We start from the raw sequence: 23,223 nt of genomic DNA on the forward strand, positions 1-23,223 counted from the left end.
CTTTTTAGATTTTAACATTAACTCCCACTGTATATACTCCCGGTATAGGGTAGGTCTGATTGTCCCTGCCATCTGGCACCTCTGGGGTAAAGCCGTTGTAATCAAATAAGGTCAAAGGCCGCTCAGCGGTTATATAAAACCGTATTTCGGGGTTAAATTTTCCTGTCAATTCTGGAAGAGTGTACCCCAAGGTCACGTTTTGTAGTCTAACAAAATCCCCTTTTTCAACGAAAAAGCTGTTCAGGAATTGATTGCTCCATGGGTTTCTGATTCCTCTTGCTGATGGATAGGAATTAGTGGAACCGGGTCCGTTCCAGCGATTTATGGCAAAATCCCTGTCTATATTGGGGTCTGGGGTTTGGCGAATTGCGAATCGTTTTTGATTGGCAATGACATTCCCACCTTGTCCAATGACGTTCAATGAAAAATCCCATGCTTTATAATTAAGCCCTAAATTGAATCCGAAAGTATATGTGGGCAAGTAAGACCCTAAATCCACCCTGTCTTGGGCGTCAATTATCATATCACCATTGTGATCCACGAATCTAAAATCACCGGGCTCCACCGTAAGACCGTTTCCAATAGCAGCCTGCGCAGCAGGGTCCGCTTGGATTTCTTCAGGTGTTTGGTACACTCCTGCCACTTCAAGCCCGAAGAAAGGGTTTATGGTACCTCCTACCACGGTTCTTTGGGCAAGGTCACCTCCTGTTGTGAGGTTTTCTTGTCCTTTTAAATCCAACACTTCGTTATCAAGAGTTGAAAAGTTTGCCCCAATATTGTAGCTAAAATCCTCTGAAACCCGTTTGTTCCAATTCAACACCACCTCAAATCCAGTGTTTCTGATTTTTCCGACATTCTGTCTTGTGGTTCCGGGTACCAATAATCTGGATACTGGAATTACTGCATCCCTAGTGTCCCTTCTAAAATAATCAGCTTCCAAAGATAATTGGTTGTTGAACATTCTTGCTGTTATACCCACGTTGGTCTCTTCGGTCACCTCCCATTTTAAGGCTTCAAAATCACTGCTGGTTACCAATCCTGGATATCTGGTGTCACCAAAAGCCGCATCGACTTCATCCGAGGTGATTCCTCCAGTACTTGATGCCACATTGGCATTACCCAATTCACCCCAGCTACCTCTAAATTTTAGAAAATTGATCACATCGGTTTGTGGAAAGAAAGACTCCTCTGAAATGACCCATCCAGCGCCGATTGTTGGAAAATAGCCCCATTTTTCTTGATACTTGCTTGTTCCATCTGCCCGGAATGTTCCATACAGCAAGTAGCGGTCGTCAAAATTGTAGGCAACCCTTCCAAAATAGGAGAAAAAATATTGCCGGCTTCCGTCATCTCCAACACCATCAACATCTATTGTTTTGGATAAATCCAAAAAATAGGATTCATCGCCAATTCCTGGTCCGTTGGGGAAATTCAATCCTTTGGCTTCCAAAAGTTCAAAAGATCTATCCCTAAATGCTGTACCTGCCAAAACCGTTAGGTTATGTTTTCCAAAACTATCGTCATAGGTTAAGGTATTGTCCCAAGTCTGCTCTGAAAAAGTTTCCGACCTTTTAATCAACTCAGCATTTTCCCTGAAGGCATTTCCATTTCCGAAAAAGAAGGGCAGTCTAACCTCCCTTACTTCCAAGGTTTCAAAATTGTGGTAATAGGCGGTTTTAAATGTCAATTTATCAGGAACTACTTGATAGCTCAAATCAATGGCCATCAATGTGTTCCGTATTTTGTTCCTATTTTCCGTGTTCTCCATTATAGGGAAAGGGTTTTGCGTGCCCCTATATCCTAAATCCTGTGCATTGGCATAAGGCTTTGGAAAAGCATCGGTTTTGGAAGGGTCCAGAACCGGCATTACTGGAACAGCAAAATATGCGAGCGCGAACGCAGTATCTTCAGGTCTATATCTTGTGGCATTGCTGAAAAGTGTGGATACCCCTACATTGAGACGGTCACTAATGTCGAAGCTCAATTTACTTCGAACGTTTAGGCGCTCAAAATCATTCTTCATTTTTAGAATCCCTTCTTGCTCAAAATAGTTCAGTCCGACAGAATAGGCGATGTTTTCCGATCCGCCCGTAACTCCAAAGCTGTGATTCTGTTGTAATGCATGACGCAGAATCAAATCGTACCAATCTGTATTAACGTTTGGTACGTTGGGATTTACCCTACTCCTACCGTAACGTTGCATGGCGTTCTCAATAAACTGGGCCTCTGCAGCCGAACCAGACTCCCTAGCCAGGGTCGCAAACTGTTCCGTATTGGAAAGTGTCACCAAGTTTTGAGCGATTTGCACCCCTTGATAGCCATTATAGGTAATCTGTGGCTTTTGATTTTTTCTACCGGATTTGGTCTCGACCAATACTACACCATTAGCCGCACGAACACCATAGATGGCGGCTGCCGAAGCATCTTTCAACACTGAAATACTTTCAATGTCCTCAGGATTTAGAAAGTCGATGTCATCAAAAAAGGTTCCATCCACAATATATAAAGGGTTGGAAGCTCCGTCAACATACGAACCAATACCCCTTACCCTAATGGTTGGCCCCGTACCTGGAGCACCGCTCGACACAACCTGTAATCCTGCTACCTTTCCTTGAAGAGCCTGCATGGCCGCACCTGAAGGGGTTCGGGTTATATCCTCCGACTTTACCGTGGCGATGGAACCCGTTAAATCGGCCTTCTTTTGTGTACCGTACCCTACCACGACCACCTCATCTAGGCTTTGTGTGTCTTCCTGAAGGGAAATATTAATAGTGGCCCTACCATTAATAGGTATTTCTTGGGTGGCAAAACCAATGTAGCTGAACGCAAGGGTTCCACTGCTGGAAACATTGTTCAAAGTGTAGTTTCCATCGAAATCTGTTTGAACACCGTTTGTAGTACCCACCAAAATAACACTCGCTCCGGGTAATGGCTGGCCCTGACCATCAGTAACCGTTCCCGAAACTGTACCATTGTTTTGGGCAAAAAGCAGTGCCTGAAACAATAAAAACGAGATTGTTAATAGTTTGCTTTTAATTTTCATAATTGTGCAAAAATTGAGTTAGATTTTTACTAAATTAATAAAGAGTGTAATCCCTCGCCCGATGTACCATTACATAATAAATACATCATTGAAATACCGCTTAGAATGCCTTGTTTCGCTTGATTTGCAGTAGCACCACCTCAGTTTGATGTAAAAAAATTTAACATAGTGATGTAGTGATGATGTAGTTGAAATTAAGCCGAAACAAGCTTGGAATTTGTTACAACAATACCACTAAAAGGTAATTAGGAAATTGGAGAGGTTATCTGAACTGTCCATATCAAGCTTTTTACGAAGTCTATACCGATGTATTTCCACACCCCTAACGGATATGGCCATTAAGGGCGCGATTTCCTTGGTTGACAAGTTCATTTTAAGGTATGCACAAAGTTTTAGATCCTTAGGAGTCAGCGAGGGGTATTCTTTTAAAAGTCTTTCAAAGAAGTCTTCGTGCAGCTCCTTGAAGTTCACTTCAAATCGCTTCCAGTCCTCCGTATCTTGAATGGATTTGTTCAGTTTTTTGATAAATGATCTATAGCGTTGGGAGTTGGAAAACTTGTCCTTGTTCATAAGAAGCATATTCTTAAGCTCCAAAATCATCTCGTTCTTTTTGGCGATGTTAAGGGTTGTACTGGCCAGCTCATTCTGTTTTAACTTGACTTCTTTGGCCAGTTTTTCCTTTTCCAATTGCGAAAAGCGTTCTTGCTGTTCTTTTTCCATCTGTTCCTGCAACTCCTTTTGCTTTCGCATAAACTTTCTTCGGTTGTACTGCCGTATCGCGAAAACCACTAAAATTGCACAGATGCCGTAAAATATCATACTAACCGTTGAAAGATACCAAGGTGGGGCAATCTCAAAATAAATGATGTTGGGTTCAGAGATTCTGTTGTCCATACCTGCAGTAGATACTTTAAACGTATACTCACCGTGTGGGAGGTTCTGGAAATTTATAAATCCATTTTCGGCATATTCGGAATACTCTTTTGGACCTTCCAATTCATAAAAGTAGCGTGATTGGATGATTTCTGGACAGGATGCCTCAATGATAATGGATTCTGCATTGTTATAGGGAATCCTAACTGTGCCATTTGCAGAATAGGTGTTTTTTTCATCCCTAAGCACCGTAACATCCGGAATTGGAAGTGCATGTTGGTTGGTCTGACCTTGCAGCCTTAAATCATCAACCTTGGCAAAGCCGTCACTGAGTGTGATGTAAGAGGTGGAATCATTCATTTTAATGACCCGTTGGGAATCTGGAATCAATCGTTCCCGTAGGGGTAAATCTGTAATCATCAAGCTATCGCTCTTTAAATCAGTATAGATAATTGATTTTCTACCCTCGCCATCAACAAACCAAAAATGACTGTCATCAAAAAACAACAATTCCTTGTTTTCATAATCTGAAAATTCCTCAAACGGAATAATTCGGTCTCCAATGGGGTTGTACTTGTACCATTTTCCCTCGCTCGAAAACACCATCTGGTTTTTAATGTTGAACACTTTTACGTTGTATTCACTGGGAGCACTATCTTGATCAAATCTTTGTGTTTGTTCAACCTCTTCATAATTATCCGCTAAATGAATTCTGTAAAATCCTTTGTACGGGTGGGCAGCCCACAGAATATTAGGAGTTTCAAAGGATAGGTGCTTTACAGGAAAGTCAATGCCCCTTATCCGTGTAATCTCCCATTGTCCGTTGGGTTGTTTTTTAAACTTCATCAACCCATTGTACGTACCTTGGATATACGTTGCATTCTGATCAGGCACTTTTATTATTTGGTACCCGCCCGATTGTGAAGTGAGTAATTGAAATCCATTTTCACCAACTTTGTATGTGCCCGTATTATGACCGCATAGCAGATCACCCTCAATCTCAGCCAAGTCCCAAACATGACCTTGGGACCCGTTTACAAATTTTAATGTATTATCCTCAAAATAGAAAACACCTGTATTACTTCCTAAATAAAGCCTGCCATTGTGGTCTACCATATCATAGACCATTCCTAAAGTACCGGAATAGTCGGTGTAGTACATGATCGAATTATTGAGTTTTGCCCGTGCAATTCCATTATCAAGACCTAACCACAGGTGGTCGTTAAAAAGCAACATGGAAAGAACTGTATTGTTCTGAAGTCCCGATTCGCGATTCAAAACTTGGTACGAGTCCGTATTGGTATTGAAAAGGTACATTCCATTTTTAATGGTGCCAAAACCAATTTCATCATCGCCCAAAAGAAGGATTTTATTTAATTGATGAAGTTTAAGCTCTTCATTTATTCGCGGAATCCAGGATTGTAAACGCCGACCATCAAAAAGGTAACAACCGCTTAACTTAGTACCGACCAAAAGCTTACCCTTGAACACCACCATATCGGTCACCGTTTTTCCTTGTAGAAGCTCTTGATTTGGTAATGGGACAAGTGTATCATTTCTGAGTTCAAAAAGTCCGCTCAATCCACCTGCCACAATGATTTTATCATTAAACTCGATGAAATCAGAAATGACCTGTGGTGGATCTAACACTTTTATACTGCTGCCATCATAACTATAAATGGATGAGAATGATCTAAACAGAACATTGTTCTTTGCAGGTAGAATTTCCCAGAACTCCTCACTGGTGAATTCATGATCCTTAATAAGTTGTGTTAGTGAGGTGTACTCAAGTTCCCCGAACTGATTTTTCCTCCAATACCCGAATTCTTCATAGGAACCTGTATATATCCTATCCCCTATGGATTCAACCGACCTAATAATGGTATTGTTTGGCAGTTTATTCAGGGTCCACTGTTCTCCATTAAAATGCAACAACCCTTTGTTATTGGCCACAAATAACTCACCATTGGCATTTACAGACAAATCCCAATTTTTGCTGGCTCCTTTGTATTCCAAAAGCCGATAATTATAAATAGGAGGTAATAGGTTTTGGCCACTTAACCATAAGGGGATGAGCAGTACTATTATCCTAAAAAGCATAAAAAAGATATTTACCCGTTTGTTGCCCAAAAAAAATCATTTGTACTATTCAATATACAAAACTGGCCCCAAAGAAAAACAATCGAGGATTTATAACACTAAAAAAACAGAGTAATCGTGCGAGGGAATTTATTAGCCCTTATTAATCTTTTTGGCATGGATTTAGATTTTCAGGAAGTGGGCAGGACCAAAAAATATTCATTTACACTGCGACTTCATTTGTTGACCACTCTAGGCCATGGCTATTTCGACCAATTTAAACGTTGTTTTTTCTGCCCCACACACCAAACAGGTGTATTCTTCTGGTAAATCCTCAAACTTTGTATTCTTGTCTATGTTGGATTGTGGTTCTCCCATAGCTTCATCATATATCGTTAAGCAATTGCGGCATTGGTGCACTGTATTGGATATGGGTTTCACCGCCTCCAATTTTTTGCCTTTCTTTTCGGATTGTTGCCCCAATTGCAAAAAGTAATGCTTACTTAATTCGATAAGGAGGTTTGGCAGCTCTTTTTTGTCCACATCTTGGGCATAAACCAAATACTGCGCTGTGTTGGGATCAAATTCCTTAAAATGACAAACATTGTAGGTTGGTTTGGCATCATATTCTGCCACTAAGGTGGATATAGGATTTCTTTCAATTACAATGGAAGAAAAATGCGATTGCTTGCCTACATCATTACTAATACCAAAGGTGAGGCCATATGTGCTGATGTCGTTTTGATCAAAATTATTGACCAAATATTTTTTAAGTTCCAACGCTTCTTGGTCATCAACGGGTAAATGCCAGTTCATCTCCAATTGCGAATGTCTAACATTGATACCTCTTTGCCCGAGAAACCGCTCCAATTCTGGGCGACTCTCCTTGGGAATTCCTTTTATGATAAATGATTTCCATGGCGTAATGCAAATCTTTCCAATACTGTTATCCAGACAAAATCCACACATTGCCTTTAGAAAATCCAGGTTGTACCTATTATTTCTCCAGTATAGCCCCAACCAATATTGATCAATCCCCATCTTGTTCATCCCTTCATAATATGGAAATGTCAGAAAAGGAACTGCCAACTTTTTATCCATGGCCTTATTGTTGGTGTTGAGGCCTTGGTTTAAAATAGCAAACAATTGGTCGATGTTATCCATGGTGTGGAACACTTCTTCAATAGCCCTGCATAAGTGAACAATATCCCAGCTATAAACCAAAACCGGATAGTAGGCACTTGTTTTCCAATGTGGCAAACGAACATTCAAATACCAATAATCTTCCTGTTCTGAGGCCACAAAATTGAGATTGCCATTAAATATGGGTACCAACCGCTGTTTGGGGTCGGTAATATTAATTTTAAGTTTGGGCAAAAAATCAAACTGTTCCAAAAGGTAGAGGTATGTAGACCCCTTGAGCCAGTGGGTGGTATCAAAAATATCTACGGAAACGTAGGAGCAAACAATATTTTGAAAGGTCCTGTCCGAAATAACATCTGTGCTATATTTTGAAATATTCTCAAGCTGGTCCTTTCTCAAATTCTCCAGTGGGAAGAGTAAGTCCTGGCGTGACCCGAAGTACACCTCGGTCAGTCCAGCAGCCTCAAGCATAGTAATTATGTCTTTGAGTTCTCCCGGGGAGGTAATTCCACCCTTGATCAGTATCCTATTTAAGTCATCATTCATCAATCTATGCCATTACTGTTTTTAACTCCCCCTTTAATAATGCCTGTACCTCTGGTTTGCAACTTCCGCAGCCCAGACCAGCTCCTGTTTGGGAACACAGTTGGGCAAAATCCGTGCACCCTCCCGCTATGGCATCCTTTATGTTTCCATCACCTACTTGACTGCAGGAACAAATCAGATTACCCTTCATGGGTTCAGTATTGGATGCCCCTCGAAGTAGCTCGTTCCGTTTCTCGGAAAGCTCTATTTCTTCTTCAATAAGCCGTTTGAATTCGGCAAATTCATTTTTATCCCCCATTAATATGGCGCCTTTGAGGGTATCATCCTTCACAATGCACTTCTTATAGAACCGTTTGCTAACGTCCATTAACAGAATCTCTTCATAGGTTGGGTCATTCTTTGGTACGTTGACCATGCCTATACTGCACAAATCCAAATTTTCAAACTTCAAGATATTCATCAGTACGGAACCTTGATAAATACTGCTTAGATCTCCCAAAATGTAATTAGCAGCCACATCGGCCTGTTGTTCCGCCGCCGAAGTGATGCCATACAGTGCATTTTCAAATTCGGCTATTTCGCCCAATGCAAAAATGGATGGGTCGCTCGTTTTTAAATAGGGATTGACCAAAACCCCTCTCCTTGTGTCGAGACCGGCATCTTGTGCCAAGGAGATGTTGGGTCTGGTGCCAATGGCGTAGACAATGGCGTTGCACCTCAAGTTTCGGCCCGTTTTAAGGTTGACCGAAAGCGTAAACTGGGATTCTTTGTCCTCAAACACGGTACTTACTTCATTGTCAAAGAACAATTGTATGCCTCTTTCGGAAACATCTTCTGCCAACAATCTACTTGAAATTGGGTCCAACTGGCGCTCCATAAGTCTAGGGGCCCTCTGAACAATACTAATGTTAATATTGATTTTCTTTAGTGCGGCTGCCAGTTCAAGTCCAAGCAAACCACCACCAACAATGACCACGTGCTGTTGATTGGCCGGGAGTCCCGTATCCAATAAGTACTGTTTTAAACGGTCCGCATCGCCGCGTTCCCGCATGGTGAACCTTCCCGGCAAATCCATTCGAACTTCATTTGGTACAAAAGCACGGCTTCCCGTTGCCATAATCAATAAATCATACGAATGCACGTACCCAAGGTCATCTACAACCTTCTTTTCTTGAGCATAGATTTTTTGAATACCATTTTTGGGATACAGATTGACCCTAAGCTTTTCCAATTCACCCTGTTTCAATTTTTGTAGGGATTCCCAAGACAACTCTTCATTAACATATTCTGGCAACAAAACACGATTATAGAACGGATGCTCTTCTTTTGAAAAGACATGGAACTCATCTTCCCTATTCTTCTCGCGATAGGTCTGAATAAAACGATATGCGGCCGCACCCGCACCAACAATGACTATCTTTTGCTTTGCTTTTTTGTACTTTTCAACCTGGACCGCACAATATTTAAAATCGGGTTCCTTTGAAATGGGATCCACAATGTCATTGGTAAGGTTATTGGCTCGACTGAAATCATCATTTAAGACTTTACCCCAATGCATAGGCAAAAAAACGACCCGCTCCCGAATGTCGTAATTAACCTTTACCTTTACCCGAACACTCCCACGCCGACTCTTTACCACGGCGATATCACCATCCCTAAGGTTACGCAAATAGGCATCTACTTTGTTCATTTCAAGAAAAGGGGCTGGAATATGGGTCAGCAAACGCTTCACCTTCCCAGTCTTTGTGCGGGTATGCCATTGATCACGCACCCTTCCAGTGTTCAAAACCAGAGGAAATTCAGGTGTTGGTGCTTCCGATTTGTTATATAATTGTTGGGGCGCGTTAAAATGGGCCTTACCGTTCGCGGTAAAATAACGATGGTCTTGAAATAGTCTGGGTGTACCCTTATGGTCTGGTGTAGGCACTGGCCATTGAAAACTCCCTTCCGTTTGCAATCGTCTATACGAAAGACCGGAAATATCAATGTTGGTTCCCTTGGTCATCAAACAATATTCATCGTAAACCTCAGAAGCATTTTTATAGTCAAACCCATGATATCCCATTTCTTGTGCGAATCGCCATAAGATTTCCGCATCTGGCAAAGCCTCACCAGGAGGGTCAATTACCTTGGGCAGATAACTTATACGTCGCTCAGAATTGGTCATGGTGCCCTCTTTTTCCAGCCATCCTGCTGCAGGTAACAACAAATCCGCATATTTTGTAGTCTCAGAATTGTGAGAAATGTCCTGTACGATCACAAAACTGGCTTTTTCCAGAGCACGTTCCACTTTTTTTGCATTCGGTAAGCTCACAATGGGATTGGTACAAATAATCCAAACCGCCTTCATTTTACCGGATTCAAGGGCATTGAACATTTCCGTTGCCGTAAGACCAGGCTCCCCTTTTATTTCCTTTCCTCCCCAGAATTCCTGTACTTCCTGTCTATGTTTAGGATTTCCCAAATCTCGGTGGGCTGCCAATAAACTCGCCATTCCTCCTACTTCCCTGCCTCCCATGGCATTCGGCTGCCCAGTTAATGAGAAAGGACCAGAACCAGGCTTGCCGATTTGCCCTGTCAATAGGGATAGATTGAACAGGGATAGGTTTTTATCCACTCCAATGACACTCTGATTCAATCCCATAGTCCACATACTGATGAAACCTTTAGCATCGGCAATATACTTTGCAGCAGTTCGTATCTCACCAGGCGTAATACCACATTTTTCAGCAGCTTGACGGATGGTCAACTCGAAGGCCATTTGCTTACAGGCATCAAAATTGGAGGTGTGCTTTTGTATGAAGGATGTATTGATTTTTTTCTTTTCGATGAGCCAACGCGCAATGGCATTGAACAGAATAACATCGGTCCCAGGCAATATTTGTAGATGCTGGTCTGCCAAGGCGCAGGTTTGTGTTTTTCGCGGGTCTACCACAATAATCTTCACCTTTGGATTCTCCTCTTTGTGTTTTTCAATACGGCGGAACAGAATAGGATGACACCAAGCGGGATTGGCACCCGCAATCAAAAAACAATCCGCCAATTCAATATCGGCATAGGCAATAGGAACCGCATCATTGCCAACCGTCTTTTTATAGCCTACCACCGCAGAACTCATACAAAGTCTTGAGTTGGTATCGATATTATTTGTTCCCAGAAAGCCCTTGGTCAATTTATTGGCCAAATAATATTCTTCTGTAAGGCATTGACCGGAAACGTAGAAGCCCACACTATCTGGGCCGTGACGGTCCATAATACTTTTAAAAACAGCAGCGGCGCGTTTTAGGGCTGTATCCCAAGTGACCCGCTGCTTTGGGTGGTTCCGACTCCAACGCATTTCGGGATAAAGTATTCTATCTGAAGTATCTTGGGCAACGTAGTTTAACGTCTTGCCCTTTGAGCATAGCATGCCCTTGTTTACCGGATAGTCTTCATCTCCTTCAACAGACAACATGCCCTTTGTATCCTTTGATACTGTAATGCCACAACCAACCCCACAATAGGAACAAATGGTATTGTATGTATCCTTTTTCTGCATTGAAATAGCACATTTGTTGTAGGGGTGAAGTTAGAAAATTACGTACTAATACGTAGTGTTAAATTGGTAAAAGTGTTGGTTAAAATCGAAGGATTTGTAATAATTGGCCCAAAAAGTTATAAATATGTAATCTAGATCAGATTATATTTAGCTGCAGTTTTGGAAAGATCAATGAGATTCTTCACTTTCATCTTCTTCATAAGATTAAAGCGATGGGTTTCAATGGTGCGTTTGCTGTTCTGTAGTTTCTCCGAGATTTCCTTGTTGGTGAATCCTGCCAAAACCAATTCCAATACTTGAAGCTCTTTATTGGTAAGATCAAATGGATTGTTTTGCCTCTCTTTATGTGAATGGTTTTCTTGATTCTTTGGTGAACCAAACAAGTTGTTCACCAATACATTGGAAATATCCCCACTAAAATACTTACCGCCTTCATGAACCATATGTATGGCCTTTACAAATTCGGTTTTACCGGTATCTTTTAACAGATAACCACTAGCTCCCGCCTGTACAGATTTAAGGATATATTCTTCGGAGTCATGCATGGAAAGTATGATGCACTTTGTTTTTAAATCAGAAGCGGCATTCAAGCGTTCAACGGTTTCTATGCCCCCAAGTTCAGGCATTCTGATGTCAATAATCAAAATATCGGGAATCTTTTCATCCACCATTTTAATGGCCTCCAATCCATTGGCCACTTCACCGATTACATCCAGGTCTGGTTCTTCCTCCAGCAATGCCCGGATACCGTCGCGGACGAGTGAATGGTCATCGGCCAAGACAATTGATATGGTTTTGTTCAATCCCGAATCGTGCATAGCACAAAAATAATCGAATTATTGAAATACCTTAAATGAAATAAAGGACACCCAATTTAAAATGGGATGTCCTTTAAAAAGTAAACTCAAAAACTTAAATTTTGCTAATCTGTTTTGGCTGTGGTAAAAAGTTTAGGTTTGATCGTAAGCATGACCCACGCCCAATTTTGGGTGCTTGACGCATCGGCCTCAGCAACACCCTTGAGTTCATACATACCGTCCGCGGGGAATAGGTGTGAATATCCGACTTTTAGGGCATATCCATTAAAGCCCTGGGAAAAGACCAAATCGATCTCAGTTCCCAAAGCATTTTCCCCACTGGGTAAATCCTGTTCTCCTTTAAAATTCAAAACCCTTGCCAACAAGCTCGACTTCTCACCTAATTTTATATTGGCACTGGCATGGATATCGAACAATCCAATGGAATTGGCATGGTTGCCCACATAGAAATAATCCATAAAGCCATTAAATTTGTGGTTGGTTCCGTACAAAGGAAAAAAGGCATTGGTTTCAGCTGCTGTTTGTCCATCATTCCCGCTTATAATTTCCAGTCCGGCACCCAATCCAATTGCTCTGGAAGCTTTATAGCTAACATCCAGCCCTAATAAATAAGCACCTTTCACACCCAGTTCTCCTTGGCGCTCCCCAGTCTGAAGGAATGCATTCGCCGCCAATCCAAAACTTCCTTTTTTATAAGTCAAATGTGTCCCAAAGGTTTGCAAATTGCTTAATCCATCTTGATTGGTTTCATCATCAAAGTTTTGGAATCCATTGTTCAACAACACCAAGCTAGCGGTCCAACTTTCCCATTTCTGTTTTAGATATAGCATTTGCATAGTCTTGTAACTGAAAAATCCCGTTGTGTTATAGGCATTGCCCTCAGATTGAAACCCATTGGGATTGTCAAAATCTTGATTATAGGCAAAGGCAAAATCAAGCATAAAATTGTCTTTGGAATATTTGATCATTGCAGCATCATGATTTCTTCCCTGTTGCGCCCAATCCAGTCCTCCAAGAATGCGCTGGTCATCGTAGGAAAGGACCTGTCTTCCCAATTTGGTAGACCAACCTGAACCTAGTTGAAGTTCTGCCCAGGCTTCAAACACTGCAAAAGAGTCATTTTGATCATCTGGAAGAATTTGTCTGTTCTCTCCCCAGACCATAACATCTTGAAGGCTAAGGTAGAATTGATACAAGTTTGATTTGTAATCCACGTTTAAACGGGCCTTGGTTGAAGTTGCCAGACCGGGTTCAGTGGTGTCCGAAATTAAACTGCCAAAGCCATTCCTGTATTCGGTTCTTGGCCTAAACTGACCATCAATGGTAAGCTGAGCAAAAGCAACTTTAGCTGCCAGTAGACATAGCAATGCCAGTGTATTCTTTTTTATAGAATCCATATTTAATGTTTAAAAAGAGTGTGAGTGAATGTCTGGTCTTTCCTAATCTGCGTTCACGGAAGAAAGTTTAAGCTCCCCTTTCATTTCCTGCAACACCTCTTCCTCATCTGCCGTAGAAAATTTGATGGCCAAGGATGAAAGTGCGGTAACCACCACAAAAATTCCGATTATGAAGTAGCCGCCCGAAACAGCTTCGGAAGCAGCTATGGCTTGTGCCGATTTCATAGCCTCCTCACCAAGCGAAGCGTTGGCCTTGAGAGCAGCACTTTCGGCTACCGCTGATTTGGACTTTAAAAGCAAGGCGGCCAAAAAGGCCCCAACATTGCCTCCAGCACCTACAATACCAGAGATTGAACCAATCGCCTTTTTATTGATAAAAGGAACAACAGAAAAGGTGGCCCCTTCCGCCATTTGTACCGTAAGGCTAAAAGCGACCAAGAATAAAATTCCTACGGCCAAACTCGTGGTCAGTGAAAATATGGACAGCATGAGTCCTTCGGCCATCAAAATGGCAGTCAGGAAAATGACCCTACCTCTAAGACCCTTTAATCTGCCAAAACGGTCACCAAAAAATCCACCCAAGGTTCTCGCGAAAATGTTCATCAATGCGAATGAAAGTACAATGTTTCCAGCAGTGCTCCGCTTCAGTCCAAATGTGTTCTGAAGGTAATCATCCATAGTACCATAAACAGTGAGTTCCATGCCAAAGCAGGCAGCATACACTATAAATAGAATCCAAACTCTATAATCTTTGAGTGTACTGGCAAATGACACTTTATCCTTTTTCAAAACTGGCATGTTTCCTGTTTTCCTCAACTCCGAAAAGTTACCTTTTGGAGTATCCGTGGTAAAAAAGTAGTATACGAGCCCCATTGAAAAACAAATGACCCCTGCGATAACCATGGAATAGCGCCAAGCAATCTCCTCGGCCACTCCAAAACTAACAACAGCCGCAGCTATCAAAGGCATCCCAAGCCTATTAGCTCCACCACCCAGATTTCCCCATCCTGCAGATGTGGCGTTCGCAGTACCCACAATATTCGGCCCAAACATGATAGAGGTGTGAAATTGGGTGATTACAAAAGAGGCTCCAATAAAACCGATAAACAACCTACAAATCAAAAACTGTAAAGGCGTCTGAACAAAACCAATGAGTATAACGGGAACTGCACCAATAATAAGCAACCAAGTATAGCAAAGTCTTGGGCCATACTTATCGCATAGTTTTCCAATGAGTAATCTCGCAAAGACAGTACCCGTTACCGCCAAGATGATAGAATTCCATTTTTGGGCCGGCGTAAGACCTAAGTCCTTTACCACATCAGGCATAAATGGTACAATTCCAAACCAAGCAAAAAAGCATGTAAAAAAAGCAATTGAGGTAATCCAGAAAGTTCTGATCGGGACACTTTTTACATCTAAAAGGTTGAGTGTTGTGGCTTTCATGTTACGTATGTTTTTAGGTTACAGCGTCAAAACTACGTATTTTTAAGTATTTATACGTATTATATGAAGTGAAATACGTATTTTTAATGAAATCCTATGACGTTAATACAAAAAATAAAGCATGTTTAAAATGAACATGCTTTTATTGCGAATCAGATAAAAGTCGGTAAGCCTAAATTATTATGCCCTTATCAGAAATCCATATTCACAACCCTTTGTATAGCTTCTTCAAAGAATGCAGGATGGTCGGCTACGACATCTCCTATTACTATTATACCTGGTTGCGAAATATCCAGTTGTGCAGAAATTTCATTAACCTCCTTTAAAGTTCCTACGAAACAAGTTTCATTGAGCAACGTTCCATTTTGAATGACAGCTATCGGTGATGATTCTCCTCTGTATTGCGCCGCCAACTTTGCTATAGCCCTTATTTTACGTACTCCCATCAATATTAGTACAGTTGCGGATGATTGCATTGCTAACTCAAAATCTTTGGATAGATTATGGCATTTAGTGGTAGCGGTGAGCACCCAGAAACTACTACTTACTCCACGTTTGGTTACCGGTATACCCTGACTTGCCGGCACGGAGATGGCACTAGTAATCCCCGGTACAATATCAACAGGCAAACCGAAAGATTCGGCATACTCCACTTCTTCTGAAGCTCGCCCAAAAACGAAAGGATCGCCACCCTTTAACCGCACCACGTGCCCATAGGCAAAAGCACTTTTCACTATTAACGTATTAATTTCTTCTTGCGAGTAGCTGTGTTTACCGCAGCGTTTGCCTACGTATATTTTAGGTATGTTCGCAGACACTTGCTGAATCAACTCTTCACTAACTAAAGCATCATACAAAACTGCGTCAGCAGACTGCAACACCCTCGATCCCCTTACGGTTATCAGGTTTATACTACCAGGGCCTGCCCCCACCAAACTTACTCTTGCTCTCATAATTACATGTTATTATTACGGTTTTTCAAAGCACATTTTATCAATTTCTCAACAAGAATACGTAATTATTTTCAAAAAATCAGTAGTTGATTAAGTAATAATACTTAGTTTTGGTTCATATTTCAAATCTATCGCATATGAAAACTGTAATCGTAGTTGGAAACGGAATGGTTGGATACAAGTTCTGTGAGAAATTCAGAGCGCACCCCGCCAGTGCAGCATTCAATCTTTTGGTCTTCGGAGAGGAGCCGAGACCAGCTTATGATAGAGTCCATCTCAGCGAATATTTTGAAAATCAAGATGCCAAGGCCTTGGAGCTTGCTCCATCTTCATGGTACCAAAAGAACAATATTGACCTGATTACTGGGGAGCGAATAACTGACATCCTAACTGAAACTAAACAAGTACGGACTATTTCGGGTAAATCCTATTCCTATGACCATTTAGTGCTCGCCACTGGCTCAGTGCCTTTTGTCCCCCCTATAAAAGGAGTTGAAAAAGAAGGCGTCTTTGTTTACCGAACCATTGAGGACTTAGAAGATATGCTTTCATATGCTGCCCAAATAAAAGCTATAAAGCCCAATGGTCGTGCTGCCATTCTCGGTGGAGGTCTATTGGGGCTTGAAGCAGGGAAAGCTGTTTTGGATATGGGATTGGAAGCCCACGTAGTGGAATTTGCCCCAAAATTAATGCCCCGACAATTGGATGCCCGTAGCAGTAATGTACTTCAATTAAAATTGGAGTCCATGGGGATGCATGTGCATTTAGGAAAAGCGACCAACCAAATCCTTGGTGACCAAGTTATTGAGGGAATGGATTTTGGTGAGGATGACCAACTTGATGTTGACATGCTCATTATTTCCGCAGGAATACGTCCAAGGGACGAGCTTGGAAAAACCTGTGGTCTGAAAATGGGCACGCGTGGTGGCATTGTGGTGAACAACAAAATGGAAACCTCCGAGAAAGATATCTATGCCATTGGAGAGGTAGCCCTTTACAACCATATGATATACGGTTTGGTAGCTCCTGGCTATGAAATGGCCGATGTGGCCGTAAACCAGATTTTAGGAAGCCCAGAGGTCATTATGCCTGAAGAAATTGACATGTCTACCAAACTAAAATTAATGGGCGTTGATGTGGCCAGTTTTGGAACACCCTATATGCCGGCAGATAAAGGACTTTCTATCATTTTTGAGAACAAAACCAAATTTCTCTATAAACGTATCAATGTGAGCCACGATGGCAAAACCCTGCTGGGCGGTATTTTGGTTGGGGATGCAAATGACTATAACATTTTGCACCAAATGTACCTGAACAATATGCCCTTGCCCGACAATGCAGAGGAATTGATTGTGGGTTCACGCGGAGAAGGCGGTTCTGCTTTTGGCAGTGCCATGGATTTACCGGATACCGCACAAATCTGTTCCTGTGAGAGCATCAGCAAAGGAGATATCTGCAGTTCCATTATTGAAGGTAAATGTAATTCACTAAAAGATGTGGTCGGTCTTACGAAAGCCACCACAGGGTGTGGAGGATGCAAACCCATGGTGACCGATTTGGTCAACGAGACCCTTAAATCCTTGGGTAAAGAAGTAAAAGATGTTATTTGCGAACATTTTGAGTACACCCGTCAAGAGTTGTATGGCATTATTAAGGTCAAAAAAATTACCACCTACGACGAAGCTCTTGATGCATGTGGAAAAGGAGATGGATGTGAGGTCTGCAAACCCGCACTGGCATCCATATTTGCCACCATATATAATGATACCGCCAACAAAGAGGAAGTTATTCAAGATTCCAACGATCGGTTCTTGGCCAACATTCAAAGAAATGGCTCATATTCAGTGGTTCCCCGAATATCCGGTGGAGAAATCACTCCGGAGAAATTGATAGTCATTGGAGAAGTGGCCAAAGAATATAATCTGTACACCAAAATTACGGGTGGACAGCGTATAGATCTGTTTGGAGCCGAATTGAACGACCTTCCCGCCATCTGGAAAAAATTAATCGACGCCGGTTTTGAAAGTGGCCATGCCTATGGAAAATCGCTGCGTACTGTAAAAAGCTGCGTAGGTTCCACGTGGTGTCGATATGGAATGGATGAAAGCGTAAGTTTTGCCATTGAGCTGGAAGACCGTTACAAAGGTTTGCGATCACCGCACAAACTAAAAGGGGGCGTATCAGGTTGTATTCGCGAATGTGCTGAGGCACGGGGCAAAGATTTTGGTGTAATTGCCGTTGAAGGGGGTTGGAACCTTTATGTCTGTGGAAATGGTGGTGCCACACCAAAACATGCGCTTTTGCTTGCGGAGCAAATAGACAATGAAACCGTCATCAAATATTTGGACCGTTTTTTAATGTACTACATCCGTACAGCAGCACCGCTAATGCGTACCGCAGCGTGGTTGGAGAAATTGGAAGGCGGCATAGAACAACTGAAAAAGATTGTGGTGGACGATAGCTTGAACATCGCCGAAGAGCTGGAAGTGGAAATGCAGTCCTTAGTGGATAAATATGAATGCGAATGGAAACAAGCTGTGGAAAATGAAGAAATCAAAAAACGCTTCTCACATTTTGTAAATACCGACGAACGGGACGACAATATGGTTTTTGTCCCCATGCGTGAACAAAAAATGCCAGAAGCCTGGACCAATTAAATCAATCAACTATGGAATCAATAGCATCGCTCTATACCGCAGTAGACCCCAACAACGTTTCAGTATGGTTCAAAGCCTGCAAAGTGGAAGACATTCCTGAAAATGGAGGCGCCTGTGTTAAATATCACAATAAACAAATTGCCATATACAATTTTAAACGGAAGAACGCATGGTATGCCTGCCAAAACCTCTGCCCGCACAAAATGGAAATGGTCCTAAGCCGCGGCATGATTGGTGATGCAGACGGAATAGCAAAAGTAGCCTGCCCCATGCACAAAAAAACATTTTCGCTGGAAAACGGTGAAAATCTCAATGGAGATTTGCCTCCCATAGCTACTTTTCCGGTTAAAGTGGATAATGGCTTTGTGTATATTGGTTTTTCTGAATAGCTTTAGAGAAATCGAGAGTAATGGACAAATCCAAAAAGCTTCTGGAAGCATTCAAACTGTTTGATGCAGCTAATGCACAAGACCCCAATAAAGAAGTTGTTGAAGGCAAGGAATATGCAAAAGAACTTTTATATGCACAACGCATGACGGATATACTGAACCAGTTTGAGCCCAAAGCTTCCGAAGCATTGCAGCTCACCGCCCGTTGCCAGCACATTTGTCGTTGGGAAATTCCAAGGGAGAGCTACGAAATGAACCGTGTAGGCTACTTAAAATGGCGTCAGGATCTAAAAAAATTTCATGCGGAAAAAGCAAGTGCTCTATTAGCACAGGTAGGTTATGATCAAGAAACCATAGATCGGGTGAGTTTTTTGTTGTTGAAAAAGCAACTGAAGAAGGATGAAGAGACCCAAACCCTGGAGGATGTGATCTGTTTGGTATTTTTAAAATATTACTACGAGCCTTTCCTAGTAAAGCACGATGATGATAAAATGATCTCCATCTTACAAAAGACCTGGAAAAAAATGTCAGCCAAAGGACACGATGCGGCACTAAAACTATCATTTTCAAAAAAAGGCCTGGCATTGGTATCTAAAGCACTATCCGATCACTAAACAGTACGTACCTGAAAATGGGCAGAAATAACCAACAACAGACTTTGGATGTATCCACATTTTTACGGATACGAAAATGGTATCTTCTCGCCCTTGCTGCTATTGCCCTTACCATTGTTATTGCCCAAATTTTAATCCAAAGACACCTTAATGATCAATTGGATGACTCTAGGGTGATAAATGTTGCGGGAAGACAGAGAGCTTACAGTCAAAAGCTGGTGAAAGAGGCCATGTTGCTACACTCCAATCATCTTACCGAATTACAACGGGAAGAGCTTTTACAAAGATTGGGAAACACCCTTGCCATTTGGAAAGTTTCGCACGATGGACTTCAAAATGGAAACGACAGCATTGGACTTCCCAAAGAGGACAATACGACCATACTGCAACATTTCAACGAACTCTCTTCATACCATAATACCATGGTCAATGCCGTTGAGTCCATGCTGGCAGCTCCGGATTCCTTGAAAAATGAAAATCAACTTAACATTTTACTGGCCAATGAAGGGCCTTTTCTAGAAAAAATGGACACTATCGTAAATGCATACGATACCATCAGCAAGGAACAATTACAAAATTTAAAGGTAAAGGAATACCTCCTATTGGCCTTTTCACTGTTGATTTTGTTTTTGGAAGTACTCTTCATTTTTAGGCCTTTGTCCATACAGATCAGGGAAACCATCCGTGACTTGGTTAAAAGCAAATTAAAATCCGATCAAGATGCTCAGGAAATCAAGAAAATATTCGAGGAAAAGGAAAAATCGCTTCAAGAATTAAAGGAGCTGAACTTTGTGATAGACAATGCGGCCCTGTTTGCCAGTGCCAGGAGTGATGGTTCGGTTGTTTTTATCAGTAAAAAGTTCCTTACACTTCTTGAAGAACCAAAAATTGCTCCCAACACCCACCTTCCCGAGCTCCTGACCACAGATGACGGGCAACAGCAATACCTTAGCGAAATTCTGACCAAACCCCGAAAAAATATAAGATCGGAGGAAATTGAAATAACCACCAAAAGCGGTAAAAAGTTATGGTTGGATATTTCCATCATCCCTATCCATCCGTCCAACAAAAAACAAAGTATTCTCCTGCTGTGTTCCGATATTACCGAACGCATGCAGAATCAGAAAAAGGTGGAACAACTCACGCTTCAAAATTATGAAGAGCGCGTGAAGCAGAAACAGGTTCAGGCTGGTTTAATCGTTGAGAGCCAAGAGGAAGAACGTAAACGAATTGCCAAGGACATTCATGATGGAATAGGCCAAATGCTGACGGCCCTACGTTTTAATATTGAATCCATCAACCTAACGAACAAACAAAAGACCAAAGAAAAAATTGAGTATTTAAAAGACCTAACTTCAGACTTGATAAAAGGGGTTAGAACGGCCACTTTTAACCTTACCCCACCAGAACTCGGGGACCATGGCATTTTTCCTGCCCTGCATAAAATGACCACGGAATTGAGTAAACTTACAGGTAAAAACATCCTGTTTGAAAACAAAGCAGAAGAGAATACCCGTTTTGACTCTTTGGCAGAGACCAATATTTATAGGGTCACCCAAGAAGCGGTGAACAACGCCATAAAATATGCGGATGCCAATTATATTTTGGTGACCATTAACCTTAAAAATAATTTATTGAGCGTGGTTATTGATGATGATGGAAAAGGGTTTGATCCGTCCATTTTGGAAAAGCGCCCGAAAAATACCAGCGATGGTGGAATGGGCGTGTTTTTTATGAAAGAACGAATAAGCTATATCAATGGAAGGCTTTTTATCAATTCAACTCCTGGAGAGGGAACACGCGTTACAATAAATTACAATCTTTGTGAAACAAAACAAGAGGTTGAACAGTAAATTAGAACTAAAGCCATGAAGATACGGATAAAGGGAAATTCTATACGGTACCGGTTGACAAAGACAGAGGTTGAGACCTTTTGTAAAGAGGGCTCTTACAAGGAAACAACGGATTTTGGCAATTCTCGATTTACTTATGTCCTAAAGGCCAAAAAGGATGCTACCTCACTTGCAGCGTCGTTTGAAAACAACACTATTACCCTATACCTTCCGGACGAAGAAAGGACAACCTGGGCCACATCTGATAGGGTTGGGTACCAAAGTGTAGTAGATTTGACCAACGGAAAACAACTTTTTCTTTTGGTTGAAAAAGATTTTGTCTGTCTTGATGAAACGGTTGAGGACCAGTCTGACAACTATCCCAATCCTTTGGCGGATAAAAACCCCAAATAATTTTGTCCACATATCGGTTAGATTAGTTGTTTCGTCAATAGTTAACCCCTACCTATCCTAAAGTTATAAGTATTGGTGATGAAGATGCCAAATTAATAGATTTGACATCGTATCCAATCAATCCATTGTTTGTCATTGATGTTAAGATTGAGTTTACCAATCTTGGAAAAATAGCTTTCCCGATTGACATCATTTATATTGAAGCCCGTGAATCGTCCATGTTCCTTACCAAAACAGCGCATAGATCACCGTCAGTATCACCATGATCGCAAATGCCCCTATGTTGAAAAGCGGTCCGGTCCTGAAGGTATCCTTTTTAAGCTCAATGCCCTTGGGGTCATCCTTTCCATTGGTTTGCACATAACTGGTCAGCATAATGACCGCCATGGTGATCAAACAGGTCAGGCCCATTTGGTCCATCCACGGTAGGGATGGAAATAGGGATTCAAGTGCACTTCCGTCCGCCCATCCCTTGGGCCCCACTTTGAAGAACATGGCCACGGGCATGGAGGCCAACACCCCGATGATGGCGCCCCGGTTGGTGGTCTTCTTCCAAAAAAGTCCCAACAAGAACACAGCTAAGATACCAGGGCTCACCACTCCGGTATATTCCTGGATAAATTGAAAGGCCTGGTCCAATCCCCCCAAAAGAGGTGCCACGACCATGGCTATTGCCAGGGCCACCGCCGCTGAAAGCCGGCCTACCCCAACAAGCTTCCTATTGTTTGCGCTTTCATTGATGTGCTGTTTGTAGATGTCCATGGTGAAAATGGTGGAGGTGGAGTTCAACATGGAGGCCAGTGAGGACACAATGGCCGCCGCCAGGGCCGCAATGGCCACCCCTTTCAGCCCCGTGGGCAAGAACTGCATCAACCAAGGGTATGCCTTATCGGAAGCTCCAGAGGAAGGGATATTGGCAAGTCCCTGCTCCCCCAGTCCCGATAATAGGCTTGGATCATTGACAATGACATAGGCCGCGATCCCCGGGATCACAACGATGAGCGGGATAACCAATTTCAACAAAGCGGCGAACAAGATCCCCTTTTGGGACTCCTTCAGGGACTTGGCCGCCAGCGTACGCTGTATGATATACTGGTTGAACCCCCAGTAATACAGATTGGCCACCCAAAGTCCCCCTACAAGCACCCCGATACCGGGCAGGTTCACATATTCCGGGTTGGTTTTGTCCAAGATCATGTCAAAATGTCCCGGAACGGTCTCGAAGACAGTTCCGAGCCCTGCCATCACCCCCGCACCACCGGACACCGTGTCCAGGGCCGAATAGGTCGTCACCAGACCCCCAAGGACCAGGAACACCACCTGTATGATGTCCGTCCAGGCCACCGCCGCCAATCCACCGTAGAGGGAATAGGCCGCCGCGAAGAGCCCCAAGCCAATGATGGCGTAGATCATATTGACCCCCAAAATGGTCTCCAGGGCCAATCCGCCCAGGTACAGTACAGAGGTGAGGTTCACAAAAA

Annotated in this window: 14 protein-coding genes; 5 read left to right on the forward strand and 9 right to left on the reverse strand. The window is 42.4% G+C overall.

What is annotated here, in order from left to right:
* Positions 1 to 4 precede the first annotated feature (4 nt).
* The 8 genes from ACFOWS_RS11020 to cobA all read right to left on the reverse strand — a co-directional run bounded on the left by ACFOWS_RS11020 (position 5) and on the right by cobA (position 15,836).
* The gene (locus ACFOWS_RS11020; RefSeq protein ID WP_379764439.1) at positions 5 to 3,043 is read right to left on the reverse strand and encodes a SusC/RagA family TonB-linked outer membrane protein; all 3,039 of its coding nucleotides are present in this window, start codon (positions 3,041 to 3,043) and stop codon (positions 5 to 7) included.
* A 234-nt stretch (positions 3,044 to 3,277) separates the two neighbouring features.
* Complete coding sequence (locus ACFOWS_RS11025; protein ID WP_379764441.1) at positions 3,278 to 6,016, reverse strand: helix-turn-helix and ligand-binding sensor domain-containing protein; 2,739 nt, start codon at positions 6,014 to 6,016, stop codon at positions 3,278 to 3,280.
* Positions 6,017 to 6,247: 231 nt separating this feature from the next.
* Positions 6,248 to 7,684: a rubredoxin gene (locus ACFOWS_RS11030; protein WP_379764443.1), complete on the reverse strand. Its 1,437-nt coding sequence runs from the start codon at positions 7,682 to 7,684 to the stop codon at positions 6,248 to 6,250.
* A gap of 4 nt (positions 7,685 to 7,688) precedes the next feature.
* On the reverse strand, positions 7,689 to 11,222 hold the full coding sequence (locus tag ACFOWS_RS11035; RefSeq protein ID WP_379764445.1) for a molybdopterin-dependent oxidoreductase: 3,534 nt from the start codon (positions 11,220 to 11,222) through the stop codon (positions 7,689 to 7,691).
* Positions 11,223 to 11,353: 131 nt separating this feature from the next.
* Positions 11,354 to 12,040: a response regulator transcription factor gene (locus ACFOWS_RS11040; protein ID WP_379764447.1), complete on the reverse strand. Its 687-nt coding sequence runs from the start codon at positions 12,038 to 12,040 to the stop codon at positions 11,354 to 11,356.
* Positions 12,041 to 12,144: 104 nt separating this feature from the next.
* Positions 12,145 to 13,437 (reverse strand): alginate export family protein, encoded by a 1,293-nt coding sequence (locus ACFOWS_RS11045; RefSeq protein ID WP_379764449.1) that lies wholly within the window; start codon positions 13,435 to 13,437, stop codon positions 12,145 to 12,147.
* A gap of 42 nt (positions 13,438 to 13,479) precedes the next feature.
* A complete protein-coding gene (locus ACFOWS_RS11050) occupies positions 13,480 to 14,883 on the reverse strand; it encodes an MFS transporter (protein ID WP_379764451.1) in 1,404 nt (467 codons plus the stop codon).
* A 191-nt stretch (positions 14,884 to 15,074) separates the two neighbouring features.
* The gene (gene cobA / locus ACFOWS_RS11055; RefSeq protein ID WP_379764453.1) at positions 15,075 to 15,836 is read right to left on the reverse strand and encodes a uroporphyrinogen-III C-methyltransferase; all 762 of its coding nucleotides are present in this window, start codon (positions 15,834 to 15,836) and stop codon (positions 15,075 to 15,077) included.
* 137 nt (positions 15,837 to 15,973) lie between these two features.
* On the opposite strand from cobA, the gene nirB reads away from it, so the two are divergent.
* The 5 genes from nirB to ACFOWS_RS11080 are packed head-to-tail and all read left to right on the forward strand — an operon-like array spanning position 15,974 to position 21,742.
* Positions 15,974 to 18,493 (forward strand): nitrite reductase large subunit NirB, encoded by a 2,520-nt coding sequence (gene nirB / locus ACFOWS_RS11060; RefSeq protein ID WP_379764455.1) that lies wholly within the window; start codon positions 15,974 to 15,976, stop codon positions 18,491 to 18,493.
* 11 nt (positions 18,494 to 18,504) lie between these two features.
* Positions 18,505 to 18,882, forward strand: a complete 378-nt coding sequence (gene nirD, locus ACFOWS_RS11065) for a nitrite reductase small subunit NirD (protein ID WP_379764457.1) — start codon at positions 18,505 to 18,507, stop codon at positions 18,880 to 18,882.
* A 20-nt stretch (positions 18,883 to 18,902) separates the two neighbouring features.
* A complete protein-coding gene (locus tag ACFOWS_RS11070) occupies positions 18,903 to 19,496 on the forward strand; it encodes a DUF4202 domain-containing protein (RefSeq protein WP_379764459.1) in 594 nt (197 codons plus the stop codon).
* A gap of 17 nt (positions 19,497 to 19,513) precedes the next feature.
* Positions 19,514 to 21,349, forward strand: coding sequence for a PAS domain-containing sensor histidine kinase (locus tag ACFOWS_RS11075; RefSeq protein WP_379764461.1), 1,836 nt, complete (start codon positions 19,514 to 19,516; stop codon positions 21,347 to 21,349).
* 15 nt (positions 21,350 to 21,364) lie between these two features.
* On the forward strand, positions 21,365 to 21,742 hold the full coding sequence (locus ACFOWS_RS11080) for a DUF7009 family protein (RefSeq protein WP_379764463.1): 378 nt from the start codon (positions 21,365 to 21,367) through the stop codon (positions 21,740 to 21,742).
* Positions 21,743 to 21,967: 225 nt separating this feature from the next.
* On the opposite strand, the gene ACFOWS_RS11085 is transcribed toward ACFOWS_RS11080, so the two are convergent.
* The coding region (locus tag ACFOWS_RS11085) for a sodium:solute symporter family transporter (protein WP_379764465.1) at positions 21,968 to 23,223 on the reverse strand (1,256 nt) is incomplete at its 5' end.

This window comes from Flagellimonas marina (assembly GCF_042651185.1).
Lineage (GTDB): Bacteria > Bacteroidota > Bacteroidia > Flavobacteriales > Flavobacteriaceae > Flagellimonas > Flagellimonas marina.